This is a genomic window from Lentzea sp. NPDC060358, from assembly GCF_042725365.1.
In the GTDB taxonomy this organism is placed as follows: domain Bacteria; phylum Actinomycetota; class Actinomycetes; order Mycobacteriales; family Pseudonocardiaceae; genus Lentzea.
Map to the genome: position 1 here is coordinate 1 of NZ_JBHXCW010000014.1, position 15,403 is coordinate 15,403.

The window sequence follows — 15,403 nt, forward strand, 5'->3', positions numbered from 1 at the left end:
GCTCATGAACGCGCTGAGCCGCGCCGACAGCTGGTCGGCGGCGGAGTTGCCGCGCAGGCGGTCCGCCTCCTGCTTGAGCGGCCGCATGCGGTCGCGGGTGCGGGCCGAGCGGATGGGCCCGGACACCGCCATCGCCCGTTCCCCCACCTCGCACGCGCGCTCGGGCTCGTTCTGCACCAGGTGGTTGACCGCGAGCGCCGCGAGCCGGAACGACTGGCTGCGCGACGCGTCCGCTCCCCCGGACGCGATCGCCCTGGTGAGCAAGGGGATCGCGGTACGCGCGTACTTCACGTCGCAGGTGCGCGCGAGTTCGGTGTGGACCATGCCGCCGATCGACACGAGGTCGGCCAGGTCGAAGAAGCGCGCCCACGGCGGCGCCTCCTCGGTGCCGGAGCGCTCGAACTCGTCCTGCGCCCTGGCGAACTGGCGCAGCGCCTGCCGTTCCGCGCCCGTCTTCGCGAGCGCCCACGCCTCGTTGGCGTGCAGGATCGACACCGCGAGCGTGGACCCGCTGGCCTGCGCGATGGGCAGGCCGCGCCGGAACGACACCAGCGCGTCCTCGGCGAGCTCGTAGTGCAGGTGCACGCGGCCCATCCGGTAGTGGATGTTGGCCTGCAGCTCGGTGTTGCCCGACGCCCGCGCGAGGTCCATCGCCCGGCCGAAGTGCCGGTGCGCCGACTCCAGCAGGCCCAGGTCGAACGACGCCCAGCCGGCCAGGTTGTGCAGGTCGGCGATGGCCACCTGGAGCCGGTGCAGCACCCGGCCCGTCGAGCCGGCCTCGAGCAGCGGGGTCGCCCAGTCGAGCAACGCCACGCAGGCGTCCCGGCAGGCACCTCCGCCGTATTCGTAGTCCAGTGCCCGAAGTGCGCTCGTCACCGTTTCGACGTGCCGCACATCGGATTTGTCCACGCGACCCGGAAATCCTTCGCCGTTGATCACAGCTGGTCCTCCTGACGCACGTAGGACGCTCTCCGTGGAGATACCCGTCACGCACCGCCGGTATTCACCGCCGTCGTCACGATCCCATTGTCCGGCCTGCCCGGGAAGGGCCATCGAGGTGTCAGCGAAGTATCGCCGAAATCAATTTCCCGTGATGACCCCTCACCGGAACGGCCGCTCAGGTCACCCTTCCAGGGTCACCGCCTGGGCGGGGCACCTGTCCACCGCGTCACGAACGCCCGGCAGGAGGGCGGCCGGTGGGTCGGGGACCACCACGACGCCGAGGCCGTCGTCGTCCGACTGGTCGAACACCTCCGGTGCGGCGAGCACGCACTGGCCCGACCCGATGCACCTCGTCCCGTCTATCCGGACCGCCGGCACCGTCACCACACCACCGGGATCTCGGCGGCGCCGTAGGTGATCATGTCGTCGCGGTAGCGCATCTCCCGGACGGGCACCGCCGGGCGCAGGCCCGGGAACCGCTCGAACAGCGAGCGCAGCCCGATCTGCAGCTCCGCGCGGGCCAGGTTGGCGCCGAGGCACTGGTGCGGGCCGAACCCGAAACCCAGGTGCGACACCGCGTCGCGGCCGAGGTCGAGCTCCCCCGCCCGCGGGCAGAGCGCCTCGTCGAGGTTCGCCATGAGCGACACGCTCACCCAGTCGCCCGCCCGGATCAGCACGCCGTCGACCTCGACGTCCTCGGTGGCCCTGCGCGTGAGACCCGCGCCGCCGAGGTGGCCGACCGTGTAGCGCATCAGCTCCTCGACCACGACGTCCGCGCGAGCCGGGTCGCGCCGCAGGACCTCCAGCTGGTCGGGCCGCTCGAACAGGTGCAGCGTGAAGAGGCCGAGGAAGTTGGACGTGGTCTCGTGCCCGGCCGCGAGCAGGCCGATGCAGAGGAAGATCAGCTCGTCCATGGTGAAGTCGGTGTCGTTGGCCATCAGGCCGATCAGGTCGTCGTTCGTGCCGGCGGCCTTCTTCTCCGCGACGATCGGCGCGAGCACGTCCGCGAGTTTCGTGGCGTGCGCGAGGTACTCGTCCTTCGAGCCGTTCTTGCCGAACAGGTCGCCGGCCGTGGCCTGGAACAGCTCCTGGTGCTCCGGCGGCACGCCGAGCAGCTCGGCGATCACCAGCGAGGGCAACGGCAGGCACAACGACGCGACCAGGTCGGCGGGCGCCCCCCGAACCTCCATCGCGTCGAGGTGCTCGTCGACGATCTGCTGGATGCGCGGCCGCAGCGCGTTCATGCGCTTGACCATGAAGCCGCGCGAGAGCGGACGGCGCAGCCGCAGGTGCGCGGCGCCGTCGACGCCGTTGATGTTGCCGGGCTGGTCCGGGTCGAGCACGGCCTCGCCGGAGTCGGTGCGCATCTCCGGCTGACCGCCCTTGCGGGTGCTGAACCGCGGGTCGGACAGCACCTGCCGCACCCCGGCGTAGCTCGACACCACCCAGGCCTCGACCCCGTTGGGCCAGAGCATCCTCACCGGGCCTCCGCCGAGCGCCTCCGCGAAGCCGACGGGCGGCTCCAACGGGTGGTCGCGTTCGTGCGGGACCGGGCACACAGCCGATTCGGTCACGGGATTCCCCCTCAACAGAACAGAACTGTTCTTTTGACTTCATGACCGAACGTAGCGCAACGATTACACGCTGACGAGTCGTTTGGTCCGAAAGTCAGCCGATCAGGGGACGGAGCAGGCCGTCGACGAGGTCGTCGATCACTCCGCGTTGCTCCGACATCAGCACGAACGTGGAGATCAGCGCGGTGATGAGGACTCGCGAGTTCAGTTCCGCGGGCAGCTCGCCGCGCGCCTTCGCCCGGTCGACCGCGACCTGCAGGTGCGCGGCGCACACCCGGTCGACGTGCTCCTCGCGCAGGCCCGCGAGGCCGGCGTCCTGCCGGCCGCCCTCGAGCAGCCCGAGGAAGACCCCGGCGGCGTCGAACGGCGCCGGCCCGCCCCACGCCCGCAGGATCTGCCGGACGTCCTCGGCGAACGACCCCTCGTCCGGCTGCGCCAGCACCGGCGGGGTCGCCCGCAGCGCGTCCGTGATCAGCCGCGCCTTGGACGGCCACCGCTGGTACAGGCTCGACTTGCTCGCGCGCGCCCTGGCCGCGACGAGGTCCATGTTGAACCGGGCGTACCCGACCTCCGCGAGCAGGGCGAGCACAGCGGCGAAGACCTCCTGCCGGCGCTCGGGCGCGTCCAAGGGCGTGCGACCCACCCGTGATCCCTCCGTGCGCGGATTAGGTGACGTGCACCGTACCGCCGGGGGCGTCCGCGAGCCGACCCGTGCGCCGCCGTGACCAACGACCGGATCACCACCGCGCACGTCAGCCGGCGGCGGACGGCCTGCTGCAGCGGGTCCGCCCACAGCCGCTTGGGCGACTCGCCGACCAGCCGCAGCGCGTACCCGGCGCGGAACCCGTCCCGGCCGATCCGGTGACCCTCCTCGGCGATCCGGCGCGGCACCGCCGGGTGCGGACGACCTGCGTGCCGGTGACGCAGAACGTTGCCTGACCCCCGACTCCCTGTGCACGTCCAGCACCCGGGGTGTCCACTTCGGATCCGGGCCGCCGCGGAACGCCGGCGCGAGCGTGCGTTCGGGCAGCTCCACCCGTGCGACCACGACCAGTCCACTCGCGACGGTCAGGCCGATCACCCCCGCGACCACGACGGCCGCCCCGACCGGTGGCGACGGTGCCACGGTCCACAGCCCCACACGACGAACGACGGCTGCGTCGACTAGGTCCTGCGTTCGGTCACCCACGTCGCGATCTGTGCGCGCGAGGAGAACCCGAGCTTCTGCAGGATCCGTTCCACGTGCCCCTCCGCGGTCCGGCGGGCGATCACCAGCCGGGCCGCGATCTCCTTGTTCGACATGCCGCCGGCGATGAGGTCCGCCACCTGCTGCTCGCGCCGGGTCAGCGGCGTGGGCGCGGGTGCGGCCGGCTGCGCCCGGTCAGCCTGCTCCTCGCCGATCGCGAGCGCGATGGCGTCCTCCAGCTCGAGGTCCATGCCCTTGCGGAACACCGAGCGGAACTCCTGCTCGCCCAGCGCGGAGATGGCCTGCGACTCGCACGCGCCGTGCGGGGCGCCGAAGTAGCGCGAGCCGAACATCGGGTAGCCGACGGTGTGCCAGATCTCGTTGGTGGCGCCCAGCAACGTGGCCGCGCGCACCGCGTTGCCCTGGGACGCGGCGATCCAGGCGAGCACCTCGATCGCGAGCACGATGCCGAGCAGGTCGTGGAACGTGCGCTTGATCCGCAGGCACTCCCGGCCCAGCAGCTCGGCGCGCGGGTGGTCGCCGTTGACCCACGCGCACAACGCCAGCACGTAGGTCGCGTACGCCCGCGCCCACAGCTCGCCGTGCTCGGCCCCGATCGCCTTGGCCTCGCTGCAGAGCCGTTCGGCGGTGGCGAAGTCGCGCTGGAAGATCGCGGAGATCGCGAGCTCGATGCCCGCGAGCATGGTGTGGCTGTTGACCACGCCCTGCCGGCGGTAGAGGGTCATGGCCTCCTGGAACAGGGTGTCGGCCAGGCCCAGGTCGTCGCCGACGAGGTAGGTGCACGCGAGGCGGTGGGTCGCGTAGGCCAGCGCGACACCGTCCCCCGTTTCGGCGGCGTAGTCGCGGCACTCCTCCAGCATCCGCCTGGACGCGGCGATGTCGCCCTGCAGCGTCGCGACGTACCCGTTGACCCACAACGCCTTCGCGCGCAACGGGCCCGGCCGGGCGGACGCCAGCGCGCGGTCGAGCCAGTGCCGGCCCTCGCCGAGCATGCCGCAGCCCGCCCAGTAGAACCACAGCGTCCCGGCGAGGAGCACGCAGTGGTCGCCGTCGTGGTCGAAGCAGAAGTCCAGCGCCGTGCGGAGGTTCTGGTGCTCCAGGCGGGTGAGCGCGAAGATCTCCGGCTGCGCGGGGCCGAACCACTCCCCCTCCCACCGCCGCGCCCACTCGATGTAGTGGTCGCGGTGGCGTTGGCGCATCACCGTTTCGCGGCCCGCGGCGCGCAGGTTCTGCAGGCCGTACTGGCGCAACGGCTCCAGCAGCCGGAACCGCGTGCCGGACGGGTGCTGCTCGGACACCACGACCGACTTGTCGACCAGGCCGCTCAGCCACTGCACGACCTCGTCGGCCGCGATGCCGTCGCCGGAGCAGGCCTGTTCCGCCGCCTGCAGGTCGAACGTGCCGGAGAACACCGACGCGCGCGCCCACAGGACCTGCTCGGGGCGCGTGCAGAGGTGGAAGCTCCAGTCGACGGCGGCCTGCAGCGTCTGGTGGCGCGGGTCGCCGCCCCGCTTGCCGTCGGCCAGCACCCGGAACGTGTTGTCCAACCTGGACAGCAGGTGGTCGAGCGTCAGCACGCGCAGCCGCACCGCCGCCAGTTCGATGGCGAGCGGAATTCCGCCCAGCAGCTCGCAGATCCTGCTCACCCGGTCGTGGTTCTCCCCGGTGAGGGCGAAACCCGGCTCGACGGCCGCCGCCCGTTCCGCGAACAGCGCCAGGGCCGGGTCGAGCGGCAGCGGCGCGACCTGCCACAGGTGCTCGCCGTCCACCCCGAGGCGTTCCCTGCTCGTCACGAGCACGCGCAGGCCGCGGGCGGAGCGCAGCAGCACGTCCACGAGTTCGGCGGTGGCCTCGACGACGTGCTCGCAGTTGTCCAGCACCACCAGCACCTGCCGGTCGCGCAGGTGTTCCACCAGGACGGTCCGGTGGCGGCGGACCGTGTCGTCGTGGACGCCCAGTTGCTCCAGGACGGTGTGCACGACCAGGTCCGGGTCGGTGACGCCGCCCAGTTCGACGAACCACACCCCGTCGGGGAACGCGCGGTGCAGCTCGGCGGCCGCCCGCAGCGCGAGGCGCGTCTTGCCGACACCGCCTACACCCGTGAGGGTGACGAGCCGGGACTCGGACAGGAGCCTGCGCACCTCGGCGACGTCGTTCTTGCGGCCGACGAAAGCAGTTGTGTCGGCAGGCAAATTGCCTTTTCGACCTGGGGAAAGCGAACCGCCCACAGCGGCACCCTAGGTCGGCCCGTTCTTCCGCTGCAACGCGGTCCCCCGGAGGTACCAATGGCGAAACACGGGTAGTTACCCCCTAGGGGCGATGCAGTCACCGAGCGAGCCTTGAAGGCTTGGAACACCTGTGGGAGGGGGACCCATGACCGGTGACGGCCTCGGGGTGGAGGTCCGCGAGGAGAGCGGCGTGCTCGTCGTCCGGTTCCGCGGCCGGCTCGACTGGACGACGTACCTGTGCGTGCAGGACGTGCTGCTCGACTGCGCCACCAAGGAGCTCGTGGGGGTGGTCGTGGAGCTCGACGACCTCGTCGCGGAGTCGCCCGCGCTGCTCGTGGTGTTCGACGTCGTGTGGCTGTCCGCGGCGCGCTGGCCGGGCATCTCGATGAGCCTGGTCGTGGGCGACCACCGGCTGCGCTCGACGCTCGAGTCGCGGGGGTTGCCCCGGCACATCCCGATGCACGCGACGACCCCGGCCGCGATCGGCGCCGTCGTGCGGCTCGAGCACGAGGACCGGGTGGACACGGCCCTGCCCACGTGCCGCTGCCTGCCGCACGTGGCCGAGCGGATCACCGAACGCGCCTGCGAGCGGTGGGGCGTCCAGTCGATGCTCGACGTCGCGCCGCAGGTGGCCGTGGAGCTCGTGTCGCACGTCGAGGAAGATTCGCACCTGGCGCTGCTGCTGCGCATGCGTGACGACAAGCTGTCCGTCGCGGTGCGCACGACCGCACGGCTCGACCTCAAGCAATGGCACGTCATGCGGCACAACGTCGCGTCCATCGCTGTGTGCGACTTCAGCATGGGCGAGACGCCGGCCGGCGGCGGGCGGCACATCATCTGGGCGTCGTTCGACGTGCCGCAGGACAGCCGGCGGCCGCCGCCGCGCCTCCCGGAACCGGCGGTCTTCACCCACCAGGGTTAACACTTTCAGGTCGTCGTTTTCCCCTGCCGCGCACGGCCGCGAGACTCGTCCGGCACGCTCGCACGACCTGGCGGTTGGCCGCCGTGTCCGGCGTGCTCGTGCCGCAGGCCGGGCAGGACAGGCGCGCCGTCGTCTCGTCGACGACCACCTCCAGAGGACGGCCGCACGGACGGCACCAGCGGTGCCCGGTGACGGGGATGACGTGGTCGGGCGAGGCCACGCACTCGTGCAACCAGCGGCGATGCAGGCGGCACGTGGCCCTGGCGTGCGGATCGAGGCCGGCCTCCTCCGCCAGGTCCTCGGCGTCGAGGACGGCCGTCATGGTCGGGTCGGTGGTCTCGGAAGGGGTCACCAGTCGCAGGTGGGCGCGTCGCCTCATGGGGAGAACGGTCCTCCTGCGCGCCGGGCCTGCCTACCCGCATTACTACCCGTTGAACCGCTTTCCGGCCGGAATTCCACGTCGCGGAGCACCTCTTCTCAGCCGTGCGCGAGCCCCCTACTCTCGGATTCCAACCGCGCAGAGGTGTGTACCGACATGGCGAATCCTGCGTACTTCCCTCCCCCGCACTCCGCCCGCATCGGGATGAGCGATGTGGAACAGCTGGAGTCGCAGACGCGTTCCCTGCGCTCGGTCGACTACCAGCACGGCGGAGGGGCCTGCCGGGACGCCGTGGTCGTGCGGATCTACTGGGCGCAGCAGCTGCTCGCGGCCGAGGCGTCCGACGTGGTGCGCGCCCGGCTGCTGTCCGCCGTCGCCGACCTGCACAACCTGGCCGGGTGGACGTCGTTCGACAGCGGCCAGGTCGGGGCGGCGTACCACCACTTCGACCGCGCGCTGGACTTCGCGCGGCACGACGAGGACCTGACGACCAACATCGTGTACCGGCGTGGACGCGTGCACCTGCACCACGGCGCACCGGGTGATGCGTTGGCGTACTTCCAAAGGGGCGCCTTCGCGCCGTTGGCGGCGAGCATCATGTTCGCGAACGAGGCGTGGGCGTACGCACGCCAGGACCGTGCCGACGAGGCCTTGCGCGCGTTGGGCAAGGCGACGGACTCGTTCGCGGCGGCGGACCTGGCGCACGTGCCGGACTGGGCGCGGTTCCACGACGAGACCGACCTGGTCGCGATGACCGGCATCGTCCACACCGAGCTCGGCGACACCCGCGCCGCCGTTCCCGCGCTGTGCTCGGCGATCGAGGCCTTCGAGCCCTCGATGGCCCGCAGCCGGACGTTCTGCCTGATCGCGCTGGCGACGTGCCACTTCCTCGACGGTGACGCCGACGAGGGCCGGGCGGTGGGCGAGCAGGCGGTGGCCGCGGCGCAGGAGCTGCGGTCCGAGCGCGTGTGGGACCGGATGCGGCCCCTGGTGCGGGCCGCCGCCTCCCGCGGCATCGCGCTGCGGTGACCCCGGACGATCTTTGCAGAACCCGAACATCCGGCGGACGTGGTCCTGACGGTGCCCGGTCATCGTTTCCGGCATGAACATCGCGAGGATCGGTGGGCTGGTGGCGGGAATGCTGTTGCTGGGCGCGGGGACCGCGTCGGCGCAGGAACCGGTCACGATCAGCCCCGAGAAGGTGCAGAAGATCTGTTCCGAGCGCGTGCCGCGGGTCGAGGCGAAGGTGAAGGCGCTGACCGACCGGATCAACAGCACCGCGGAGACGCTGGGCTCGAAGAAGTGGATCGAGCAGAAGGCGGCCGACGCGCGCAAGGACGGCAACACCGCGCGTGCGGACGTGCTGGACGCGCGGCTGAAGCTGCGGGACGCCCAGCTCGTGAAGCTGGGCAAGGCCGCGGAGCGCGTGGGCAAGTTCAAGTCCGAGCACTGCGGGTCCAAGTGAGGTGGGTCGCGGCCCTGGTCCTGCTGGTGTCGCTGACGGCGTGCCGGGGCGAGGCGCCGCCGTCGGACCTCGATGATGTGGAATCAACGCTGAACAGCATCGAGTCGGACATCAACCAGCCGGGGTGAACGCGTGGAACGTGGCCTGGTGCTCGTCGTGGAGGACGAACCGGCGATCGCCGAGCTCGTCGCGCTGTACCTGCGGCGCGACGGATTCGGCGTGCACCTGGAGTCCTCGGGGGACGCGGCACTGGCCGCGGTCCGCTCGCTCTCGCCGGTGGCGGTGGTCCTGGACGTCGGCCTGCCCGGCATGAACGGCATCGAGGTCTGCCGGGCGCTGCGCGCGTCCGGCGACTGGACCCCGGTGCTGTTCGTGACGGCACGCGACGACGAGGTGGACCGGCTGCTGGGCCTGGAGCTCGGTGCCGACGACTACATCACCAAACCGTTCAGCCCACGCGAGTTGGCATTGCGGGTCCGCACGGTCCTGCGGCGTTCGTCGGTCGTGCCGGACGTTCTGCAGGTCGGTTCCGCACGGCTCGACGTCGGTGAACGGCGTGCGTTCGCCGGTGCCCAGGAGGTGTCGTTGACCTCGACGGAGTTCGGGCTGCTCTCACACCTGATGAAGTACCCACGCCAGGTGTTCTCTCGAGAGCAGCTCCTCTCGGCCGTGTGGGGTTATTCCTCAATGGCCGGCACACGGACCGTTGACGTCCACATCGCCCAGCTGCGCGCCAAGTTCGGTGCTTCGAGTCCGATCAGGACAGTGCGCGGCGTCGGCTACTCGGCGGACGCGTCGTGAACCTCGCGACCCGGATAGCGCTGGTGTGCCTGGGGGTCGCGTTCGTCGCCGTGCTGATCGCGGGCGTCGTGTCGACCCGGCAGGTCCTCACGGCCTCGCAGCAGGTGAGCCGCGACATCCTGCGCTCGCAGGCCGACGTGGTGGCGGGCCAGATCTCCAACGACCGCGTCGAGCAGGTCCTGGAGGGCCAGGGCATCGCGATCGTGCGGATCTCCGCGTCCGGCGAGCTCTCGGGCGAGGACCGCGCCGCCGTCCGGGCGGCCCGCGAGGCGGGCGCCGGCCGCGTGACGTCGGGAACCCCGGTGTCCGGCGTGAGCGGCCGCCTGAACGTGGAGGCCCGCCAAGCGGGAGCGGGCGGCTTCGCGCTGGTGCAGGAGACCGAGACCAGCGGCGCCTACCGCAAACTGGTCCGCAACATCCTGTTCGCGCTGGGCATCGGCCTGGTGGTTGCCTGCCTGGCGGGCCTGGCCCTCGGCACCGTCCTGGCCCGCCCGCTGCGCCGGGTCGCCTCCGTGGCGCACTCGATGAGCGCGGGCCGCCGCGACCTCCGCGTCCCGGTGGTCGGCACCGTGGAACTGGCCGAGGTCGCCACCTCGGTGAACGTGCTGGCGGACGCCCTGCACCGCAGCGAGTCCCGCCAGCGCGACTTCCTGCTCTCCGTCTCCCACGAGCTCCGCACCCCGCTGACCGCGGTGACGGGCTTCGCCGAGTCCCTGGCCGACGGCGTCGTCACCGGCGAGCAGGTGGCGCCGGTCGGCACCGTGATCCTGGATGAGGCCCGGCGCCTGGACCGCCTGGTCACCGACCTGCTGGACCTGGCCCGCCTGGGCGCCGACGACTTCGGCCTGGACATGGCACCGGTGGCCCTGGAACCGGTGGTCCGCTCGGCCGCCGAGGTGTGGCACGCCCGCAGCCACGCCCGCGGGGTGCAGTTCGCGCTGGAGGTCTCGGCCTCGCCGGTGGTCCACGCCGACCCCCGCCGCCTGCGCCAGGTGATCGACGGCCTGCTGGAGAACGCCCTGCGCGTGACCCCGGCAGGCCGCCCGGTCGTGCTGGCGCTGTCGTCCGTGCTGGAGGTGCGCGACGGAGGCCCAGGCCTCGCCGCCGAGGACTACCCGGTGGCGTTCGACCGAGGGGTGCTGCACGCGCGCTACCAGGACTCCCGGCCGGTGGGCACGGGCGTGGGCCTCGCGCTGGTGCACGGGCTCGTGACGCGGATGGGCGGCACGATCACCGCCGGTCCGGCGCGGGAGGGCGGGGCGGCGTTCACCGTGGCGCTGCGGCCGGCGTCAGGCCTCACCCAGCAGCTGCGACGGGAAGACGACCCGGCTGGCTGACGGCACCGGCTCGCCGTTCCTGGCGCTCGCCGCCTCGTTCCAGACGTCCAGGACCGCGGCGAACAGGTCGTCGATCTGCCTGCCCGTGCGGGCACCCAGCGACCGGCTCGACTTCCAGTCCACCGCGCGCCACCGGCCGTCCCACGTGCGCCGCGACGCGTTGGCCAGCGGCTCCAGCGCTTCCTGCAACCGGTGTTCGAGCCCCTCGCCCACGGCCTTGGACCCCGACGCCTCGACCGCGCCGGCCGCCTCGGGAAGGCGCGACCACGACACCACCACGACGTGGTGCCAGATCTCGGGAGGGTAGGTGTTCGCGAGGTGGTGGCTCTCGCCAATGGCGAGGTCGCGCAGCCGGCGTTCGGCCTCCAGCGTCTGCCCCACGTACAACAGCCCCCACTGCAGCCAGACGCCGTAGACGGCGGGCCCGGTCAGCGGCGGCTCGGCCGTCAGCGCACGGCCGAGCCGGTGCGCGAACTTGTACCGGTGCTGCCGCCACGCGAGAGAGGCCTCCCGTGTCGCCGCGACGTCGCGCATCGCGTGCCACCAGCGGTCGAAGGCGACGTCGGGAACACCGGGGTCCATCGCACCAACCTAGCGATCACTTCGCCTGCGGCAGCTTGACCTTCTTCTTCGCGCCCGGCGACGACGGCGGCGGCACCACGGGCCCGATGTCCCCGTCCGGCGCCTCGTCCAGGTCCACGATCACGGGAGCGTGGTCGCTGGGCCCGGTTCCCTTGCGCGCGTGCCGGTCGATCCACGCCGCCTCCACCCGAGGCGCCACCGAACTCGACGCGAGCACGAGGTCGATCCGCATCCCCAGGTCGCGGTGGAACATCCCGGCCCGGTAGTCCCAGTAGCTGAAGATCCGTTCGTTGGGCCAACGGTCGCGCACGACGTCGTGGAACCCCAACGCCTCGATGGCCTGCAGTGCGGCCCGTTCGGGTTCGGTGACGTGCGTCGACCCGATGAACGACTCGGGGTCGAAGACATCGGCGTCGGCGGGTGCGATGTTGATGTCACCGCACACCAGCGCGTCCGCGGGACCGGCGTCCAGCACGTCGCGCAGTGCGGCCAGCCACTCCAGCTTGTACTTGTAGTGGTCCGACTCGGGCTCACGCCCGTTGGGCACGTACAGCGAATGCACGCGCACACCACCACACGTCGCCGCCACGGCACGGGCCTCCACGTGCGGGAAGCCCGGCGCTCCCGCGATGCCGACCTCGACGTCGTCCAAGCCCACGCGGGACAGCAGCGCCACGCCGTTCCACTGCGTCTCCCCGAACAACGCGACCTCGTAGCCGCGTTCAGCCAGCGCGTCGCCGAGCAGCGCGGTGAAAGCCTCATCGGCCAGCTTGGTCTCCTGCAGGCACACGACGTCCGGCTTCCGCTGGTCGAGCCACGGCAGCAGGCGGGGCACGCGTTGCTTGACGGAGTTCACGTTCCAGGTCGCCACTCGCACCCGTTCCACGGTAGTCATCGCGGCTCGAGCCCGCATGGAACAGCCGCCCCGGCCAGCAGCACCGCCGCGGCGACGACCAGTGCCGCGCCCGTGCCGGACGGGCTGCCCGCCACCGTGCCCAGCACCGCGACGCCCAGCACGGCACCCGTCTGGCGTGCGGAGTTCACCGCGCCGGAGCCGACCCCCGCCTGCGCCGGCGGCACCGCCCCGACCACCGCGGTCACCAGCGCCGGGACCGCGAACGACACCCCGGCCCCGAGCAGCGCGAGTCCCGCCAGCGCGACGACGACCTGGTCACCGGCCCACGCCTGGACCGCCGTGCCGGCCGCCATCGCCGCCATGCCCGCGACGGCCGGGGCCCGCGGTCCGACCCTCGCCACCAGCCGTCCCGTGAAGATCGGGTTGACCGCCGTCGGGATCGTCAACGGCAGGAACGCGAGGCCGGCGGCCGCCGGGGAGAGGTGCCAGGTGGCCTGGAAACGCAGGGAGAGCACGAAGAGCACGCCGGACAGCCCGAAGTTGACGACCACGCCCGCGACCAGCCCCAGCGAGAACGTCCTCGACCGGAAGAGCGACAAGGGCAGCATCGCAGCCTCACGTCGTTGGGCACGCACGAAGACCACGGCGCCAGTCACGGACACCGCGAGCGCCACGAGGACCTCCGGTGCCGCCCAGCCGAGCGGTCCGGCCTGGACGAGCCCGTACGTCAGTCCCGCCAGCGCGACCACCGCCGAGACCTGCCCGGTGACGTCGGTGCCCCGGCCGGTCGCGCGGGCGGTCTCCGGCGCCAGGCGGACGGCGATCATGACGGCGGCCAGCGCGAAAGGCACGTTCACCAGGAAGATCGCCTGCCAGCCGAACGCGTCGGTGAGCAGCCCGCCGACCACGGGCCCGGCCACGAGACCGGCACCGCTCAACGCCGCCCACACCCCCATCGCCCGCGCCCGTTCCGCCGGCGCGCTGCAGCTGCCGGCGATCAACGCCAGCGACGTCGGCACGAGCAACGCGCCCGCGATGCCGAGCAGGGCCCGCAGACCGACGAGCACGCCGGTCGAACCGGCGAACGCGGACGCCGCGGACAGCACGGCGAAGCACCACAGCCCGATCAGGAACACCCTGCGGGCGCCGTAGCGGTCCGACCACGCCCCGGCGGTCAGCAGCAGAGCCGCGAAAGTGAGGGTGTAGGCGTTGGACACCCATTGCAGCGATGCGAGTCCACCGCCCAGGCCCGCCCCGATCGCCGGCAGCGCCACCGTGACGACCGTGGTGTCGAGCAGGACCAGGAAGTAGCCGAGCGACAGCCCGAACAGCAGCAGTCCCCGCCGGTGCACGGGCGTGGACGCCGAGATGATTGCCATGCCTCCACGATCACCGGTGTCCGGTGCCGGACGGAAACGGGCGATTACGATGAGGACCATCGGCACGACCGATGCATCCGGGGGATCTTCGTGGAGCTCAGGCACCTGCGCACGTTCCGCGCGGTCGCGAGAACGCTCAACCTGACCAGAGCCGCCGCCGAACTGCACTACGCGCAGTCCAGCGTCACCGAACAGGTCCAGGCGCTCGAGGCGTCGCTCGGCACCCGGCTCTTCGACCGCGACCGCCGCCGGCTCAGCCTGACACCGGCGGGCGAACGGCTGGTCGGGTACGCGGACCAGGTGCTCGCGCTCGTGGAGGAGGCGAGGGCCGCGGTCGAGGACGACCACGCCGAACCCGGCGGCCCGCTGACCATCGGCGCGCTGGAAACGCTGTGCTCCCACCGCATCCCCGAGCTCTTCGCCCGTTACCGCGCACTCTGGCCGCGGGTGCGGATCTCGCTCGGCGAGGGCGGCAGGGGCGAGCTGTACGACGCCGTGCGACGCAACGAGATGGACGTGTGCTTCACCTTCGGCGCCGCACCGGACGACCCCGCACTGGCGAGCGAGACCCTGACGACCGACCGCCTGGTGGTCATCACGCCACCGGGCCACCCGCTCGCGACACTCGGCGGGATCAGCGCGAAAGACCTCGACGAAGTCGGTTTCCTCGCCACCCCGAAGGGCTGCGGCTTCCGCGAGATGCTGGACCGGCTGCTGCCCGCCGCCGGCGCGCCCGGCCCGTTCGTCGAAGCGGAACTGGCGAGCCTCGCGGCGCTGTGCCGGTGCGTCACGACCGGTGCGGGCTGCGGGCTGGTGCCCGAGATCGCCGCCCGCGACCACGCGGCACGCGGTGATGTGGCGGCGATTCCGTTGCAGGGCACCGATTCGCTGACTGCGGTGACCATGACGTGGTTGCGGCGCCAGGAGAAGAAGCCGAGCGTCGCCGCGCTGCTCGCGATGGCTCGCGAGGTGTTCGTCTAACCGAGCACGGAGAAGACCTCCTCGGCCCGGTCCCGCTCCACGAACATCCGCCACGCCGTCTCGGCGATCGCGTCCGGGTCGAGCGTGTGCCCGGCCAGGTTCCCGAACTGCTCGGGCCTGCTCGCGACCATCCGGTGCACGTCACCGCGTTCGACCACACCCCCGATCGTGAGCGTCCCCGCGTACACGCCCTTCCCGGCCAGCGCCGCGTGGAGGGTCAGCGCGTAGTTGCGGATCGCGGCGGACGACAACGCGAGCGCCCCCAGCACCGGCATCGGCCGCACCGAGCTCAGCCCGCCCGCGAACAGCAGGCCGCCCCCGCGCTCGACCACGTCCGGCAGCACCTTCCCGACGACGTCGACCGCCGGGTAGAGCCAGTCCATGGCGGCACGCGCCTCGGCGGACGTGGTCGTGGTGATCTCGCCGGGCATCTCGGCCAGGTCCGTCGCGCCCGGCCCGTAGTACAGGACGTCGACGGGCCCAACGGAGTCCAAAGTGGACAACAAAGCAGCGGTGTCGCGCACGTCCACGGCGAACGCCCGCGCCTTCACCCCCTCCTCCGCCAGCGAGGCGACGTACTCGTCGTGCCGATCAGCACGCCGCGAGACCAGCACGACGTCGTAGCCCTCGCGCCCGAACCGGTGCGCGACGGACATGCCGAGCCCGGGCCCGACCCCGAGCACAACAGCGTTGCGAGACATGGCTTCCCCCATTCAGACCGCTAATTCGAGGCAACCCTCGACTTACTCC

Annotated in this window: 16 protein-coding genes and 1 pseudogene; 7 read left to right on the forward strand and 10 right to left on the reverse strand. The window is 71.9% G+C overall.

All coding sequences use genetic code 11. The features are described from left to right. From ACFWGZ_RS04915 to ACFWGZ_RS04935, 5 genes and pseudogenes are all read right to left on the reverse strand, one after another. Positions 1–909, reverse strand: a pseudogene (locus tag ACFWGZ_RS04915) (transcriptional regulator); the annotation flags it as partial. Positions 910–1,122: 213 nt separating this feature from the next. Beyond that, positions 1,123–1,326, reverse strand: a complete 204-nt coding sequence (locus tag ACFWGZ_RS04920; protein WP_382450139.1) for a ferredoxin — start codon at positions 1,324–1,326, stop codon at positions 1,123–1,125. Continuing rightward, positions 1,323–2,516: a cytochrome P450 gene (locus ACFWGZ_RS04925; RefSeq protein ID WP_382450140.1), complete on the reverse strand. Its 1,194-nt coding sequence runs from the start codon at positions 2,514–2,516 to the stop codon at positions 1,323–1,325. Before ACFWGZ_RS04925 ends, ACFWGZ_RS04920 begins: the two co-directional genes overlap by 4 nt. A 94-nt stretch (positions 2,517–2,610) precedes the next feature. Beyond that, positions 2,611–3,159, reverse strand: a complete 549-nt coding sequence (locus tag ACFWGZ_RS04930; protein ID WP_382450141.1) for a TetR/AcrR family transcriptional regulator — start codon at positions 3,157–3,159, stop codon at positions 2,611–2,613. A 521-nt stretch (positions 3,160–3,680) separates the two neighbouring features. After that, positions 3,681–5,915 carry an ATP-binding protein gene (locus ACFWGZ_RS04935; protein WP_382450142.1) on the reverse strand — a complete coding sequence of 745 codons (2,235 nt, stop codon included), beginning with the start codon at positions 5,913–5,915 and terminating at the stop codon, positions 3,681–3,683. Between the two features lie 181 nt (positions 5,916–6,096). On the opposite strand from ACFWGZ_RS04935, the gene ACFWGZ_RS04940 reads away from it, so the two are divergent. After that, positions 6,097–6,873, forward strand: coding sequence for a hypothetical protein (locus ACFWGZ_RS04940; RefSeq protein WP_382450143.1), 777 nt, complete (start codon positions 6,097–6,099; stop codon positions 6,871–6,873). Here ACFWGZ_RS04940 and ACFWGZ_RS04945 read toward each other — a convergent pair. Next, positions 6,857–7,252 carry a hypothetical protein gene (locus ACFWGZ_RS04945; RefSeq protein ID WP_382450144.1) on the reverse strand — a complete coding sequence of 132 codons (396 nt, stop codon included), beginning with the start codon at positions 7,250–7,252 and terminating at the stop codon, positions 6,857–6,859. The two genes, ACFWGZ_RS04940 and ACFWGZ_RS04945, sit on opposite strands and share 17 nt — an antisense overlap. A gap of 156 nt (positions 7,253–7,408) precedes the next feature. Between ACFWGZ_RS04945 and ACFWGZ_RS04950 the strand changes: the two genes are divergently transcribed. From ACFWGZ_RS04950 to ACFWGZ_RS04970, 5 genes are all read left to right on the forward strand, one after another. Beyond that, the gene (locus ACFWGZ_RS04950; protein ID WP_382450145.1) at positions 7,409–8,281 is read left to right on the forward strand and encodes a hypothetical protein; all 873 of its coding nucleotides are present in this window, start codon (positions 7,409–7,411) and stop codon (positions 8,279–8,281) included. A gap of 73 nt (positions 8,282–8,354) precedes the next feature. Further along, positions 8,355–8,717: a hypothetical protein gene (locus ACFWGZ_RS04955; RefSeq protein WP_382450146.1), complete on the forward strand. Its 363-nt coding sequence runs from the start codon at positions 8,355–8,357 to the stop codon at positions 8,715–8,717. Next, on the forward strand, positions 8,714–8,845 hold the full coding sequence (locus tag ACFWGZ_RS04960) for a hypothetical protein (RefSeq protein WP_382450147.1): 132 nt from the start codon (positions 8,714–8,716) through the stop codon (positions 8,843–8,845). The genes ACFWGZ_RS04955 and ACFWGZ_RS04960 overlap by 4 nt, the downstream gene beginning before the upstream one ends. Before the next feature lie 4 nt (positions 8,846–8,849). Continuing rightward, positions 8,850–9,518 (forward strand): response regulator transcription factor, encoded by a 669-nt coding sequence (locus ACFWGZ_RS04965; protein ID WP_382450148.1) that lies wholly within the window; start codon positions 8,850–8,852, stop codon positions 9,516–9,518. Beyond that, positions 9,515–10,855 (forward strand): histidine kinase dimerization/phospho-acceptor domain-containing protein, encoded by a 1,341-nt coding sequence (locus ACFWGZ_RS04970; RefSeq protein WP_382450149.1) that lies wholly within the window; start codon positions 9,515–9,517, stop codon positions 10,853–10,855. Before ACFWGZ_RS04965 ends, ACFWGZ_RS04970 begins: the two co-directional genes overlap by 4 nt. Here ACFWGZ_RS04970 and ACFWGZ_RS04975 read toward each other — a convergent pair. The 3 genes from ACFWGZ_RS04975 to ACFWGZ_RS04985 are packed head-to-tail and all read right to left on the reverse strand — an operon-like array spanning position 10,808 to position 13,672. Then, the gene (locus tag ACFWGZ_RS04975; RefSeq protein WP_382450150.1) at positions 10,808–11,437 is read right to left on the reverse strand and encodes a hypothetical protein; all 630 of its coding nucleotides are present in this window, start codon (positions 11,435–11,437) and stop codon (positions 10,808–10,810) included. The two genes, ACFWGZ_RS04970 and ACFWGZ_RS04975, sit on opposite strands and share 48 nt — an antisense overlap. A 16-nt stretch (positions 11,438–11,453) precedes the next feature. Continuing rightward, a complete protein-coding gene (locus ACFWGZ_RS04980; RefSeq protein ID WP_382450215.1) occupies positions 11,454–12,323 on the reverse strand; it encodes an exodeoxyribonuclease III in 870 nt (289 codons plus the stop codon). Positions 12,324–12,328: 5 nt separating this feature from the next. Beyond that, on the reverse strand, positions 12,329–13,672 hold the full coding sequence (locus tag ACFWGZ_RS04985) for an MFS transporter (RefSeq protein ID WP_382450151.1): 1,344 nt from the start codon (positions 13,670–13,672) through the stop codon (positions 12,329–12,331). 90 nt (positions 13,673–13,762) lie between these two features. Here ACFWGZ_RS04985 and ACFWGZ_RS04990 point away from each other — a divergent pair, with 90 nt between their 5' ends. After that, on the forward strand, positions 13,763–14,653 hold the full coding sequence (locus ACFWGZ_RS04990; RefSeq protein ID WP_382450152.1) for a LysR family transcriptional regulator: 891 nt from the start codon (positions 13,763–13,765) through the stop codon (positions 14,651–14,653). On the opposite strand, the gene ACFWGZ_RS04995 is transcribed toward ACFWGZ_RS04990, so the two are convergent. Further along, a complete protein-coding gene (locus tag ACFWGZ_RS04995) occupies positions 14,650–15,354 on the reverse strand; it encodes an SDR family NAD(P)-dependent oxidoreductase (protein ID WP_382450153.1) in 705 nt (234 codons plus the stop codon). The genes ACFWGZ_RS04990 and ACFWGZ_RS04995 overlap by 4 nt on opposite strands. Positions 15,355–15,403: the final 49 nt, after the last annotated feature.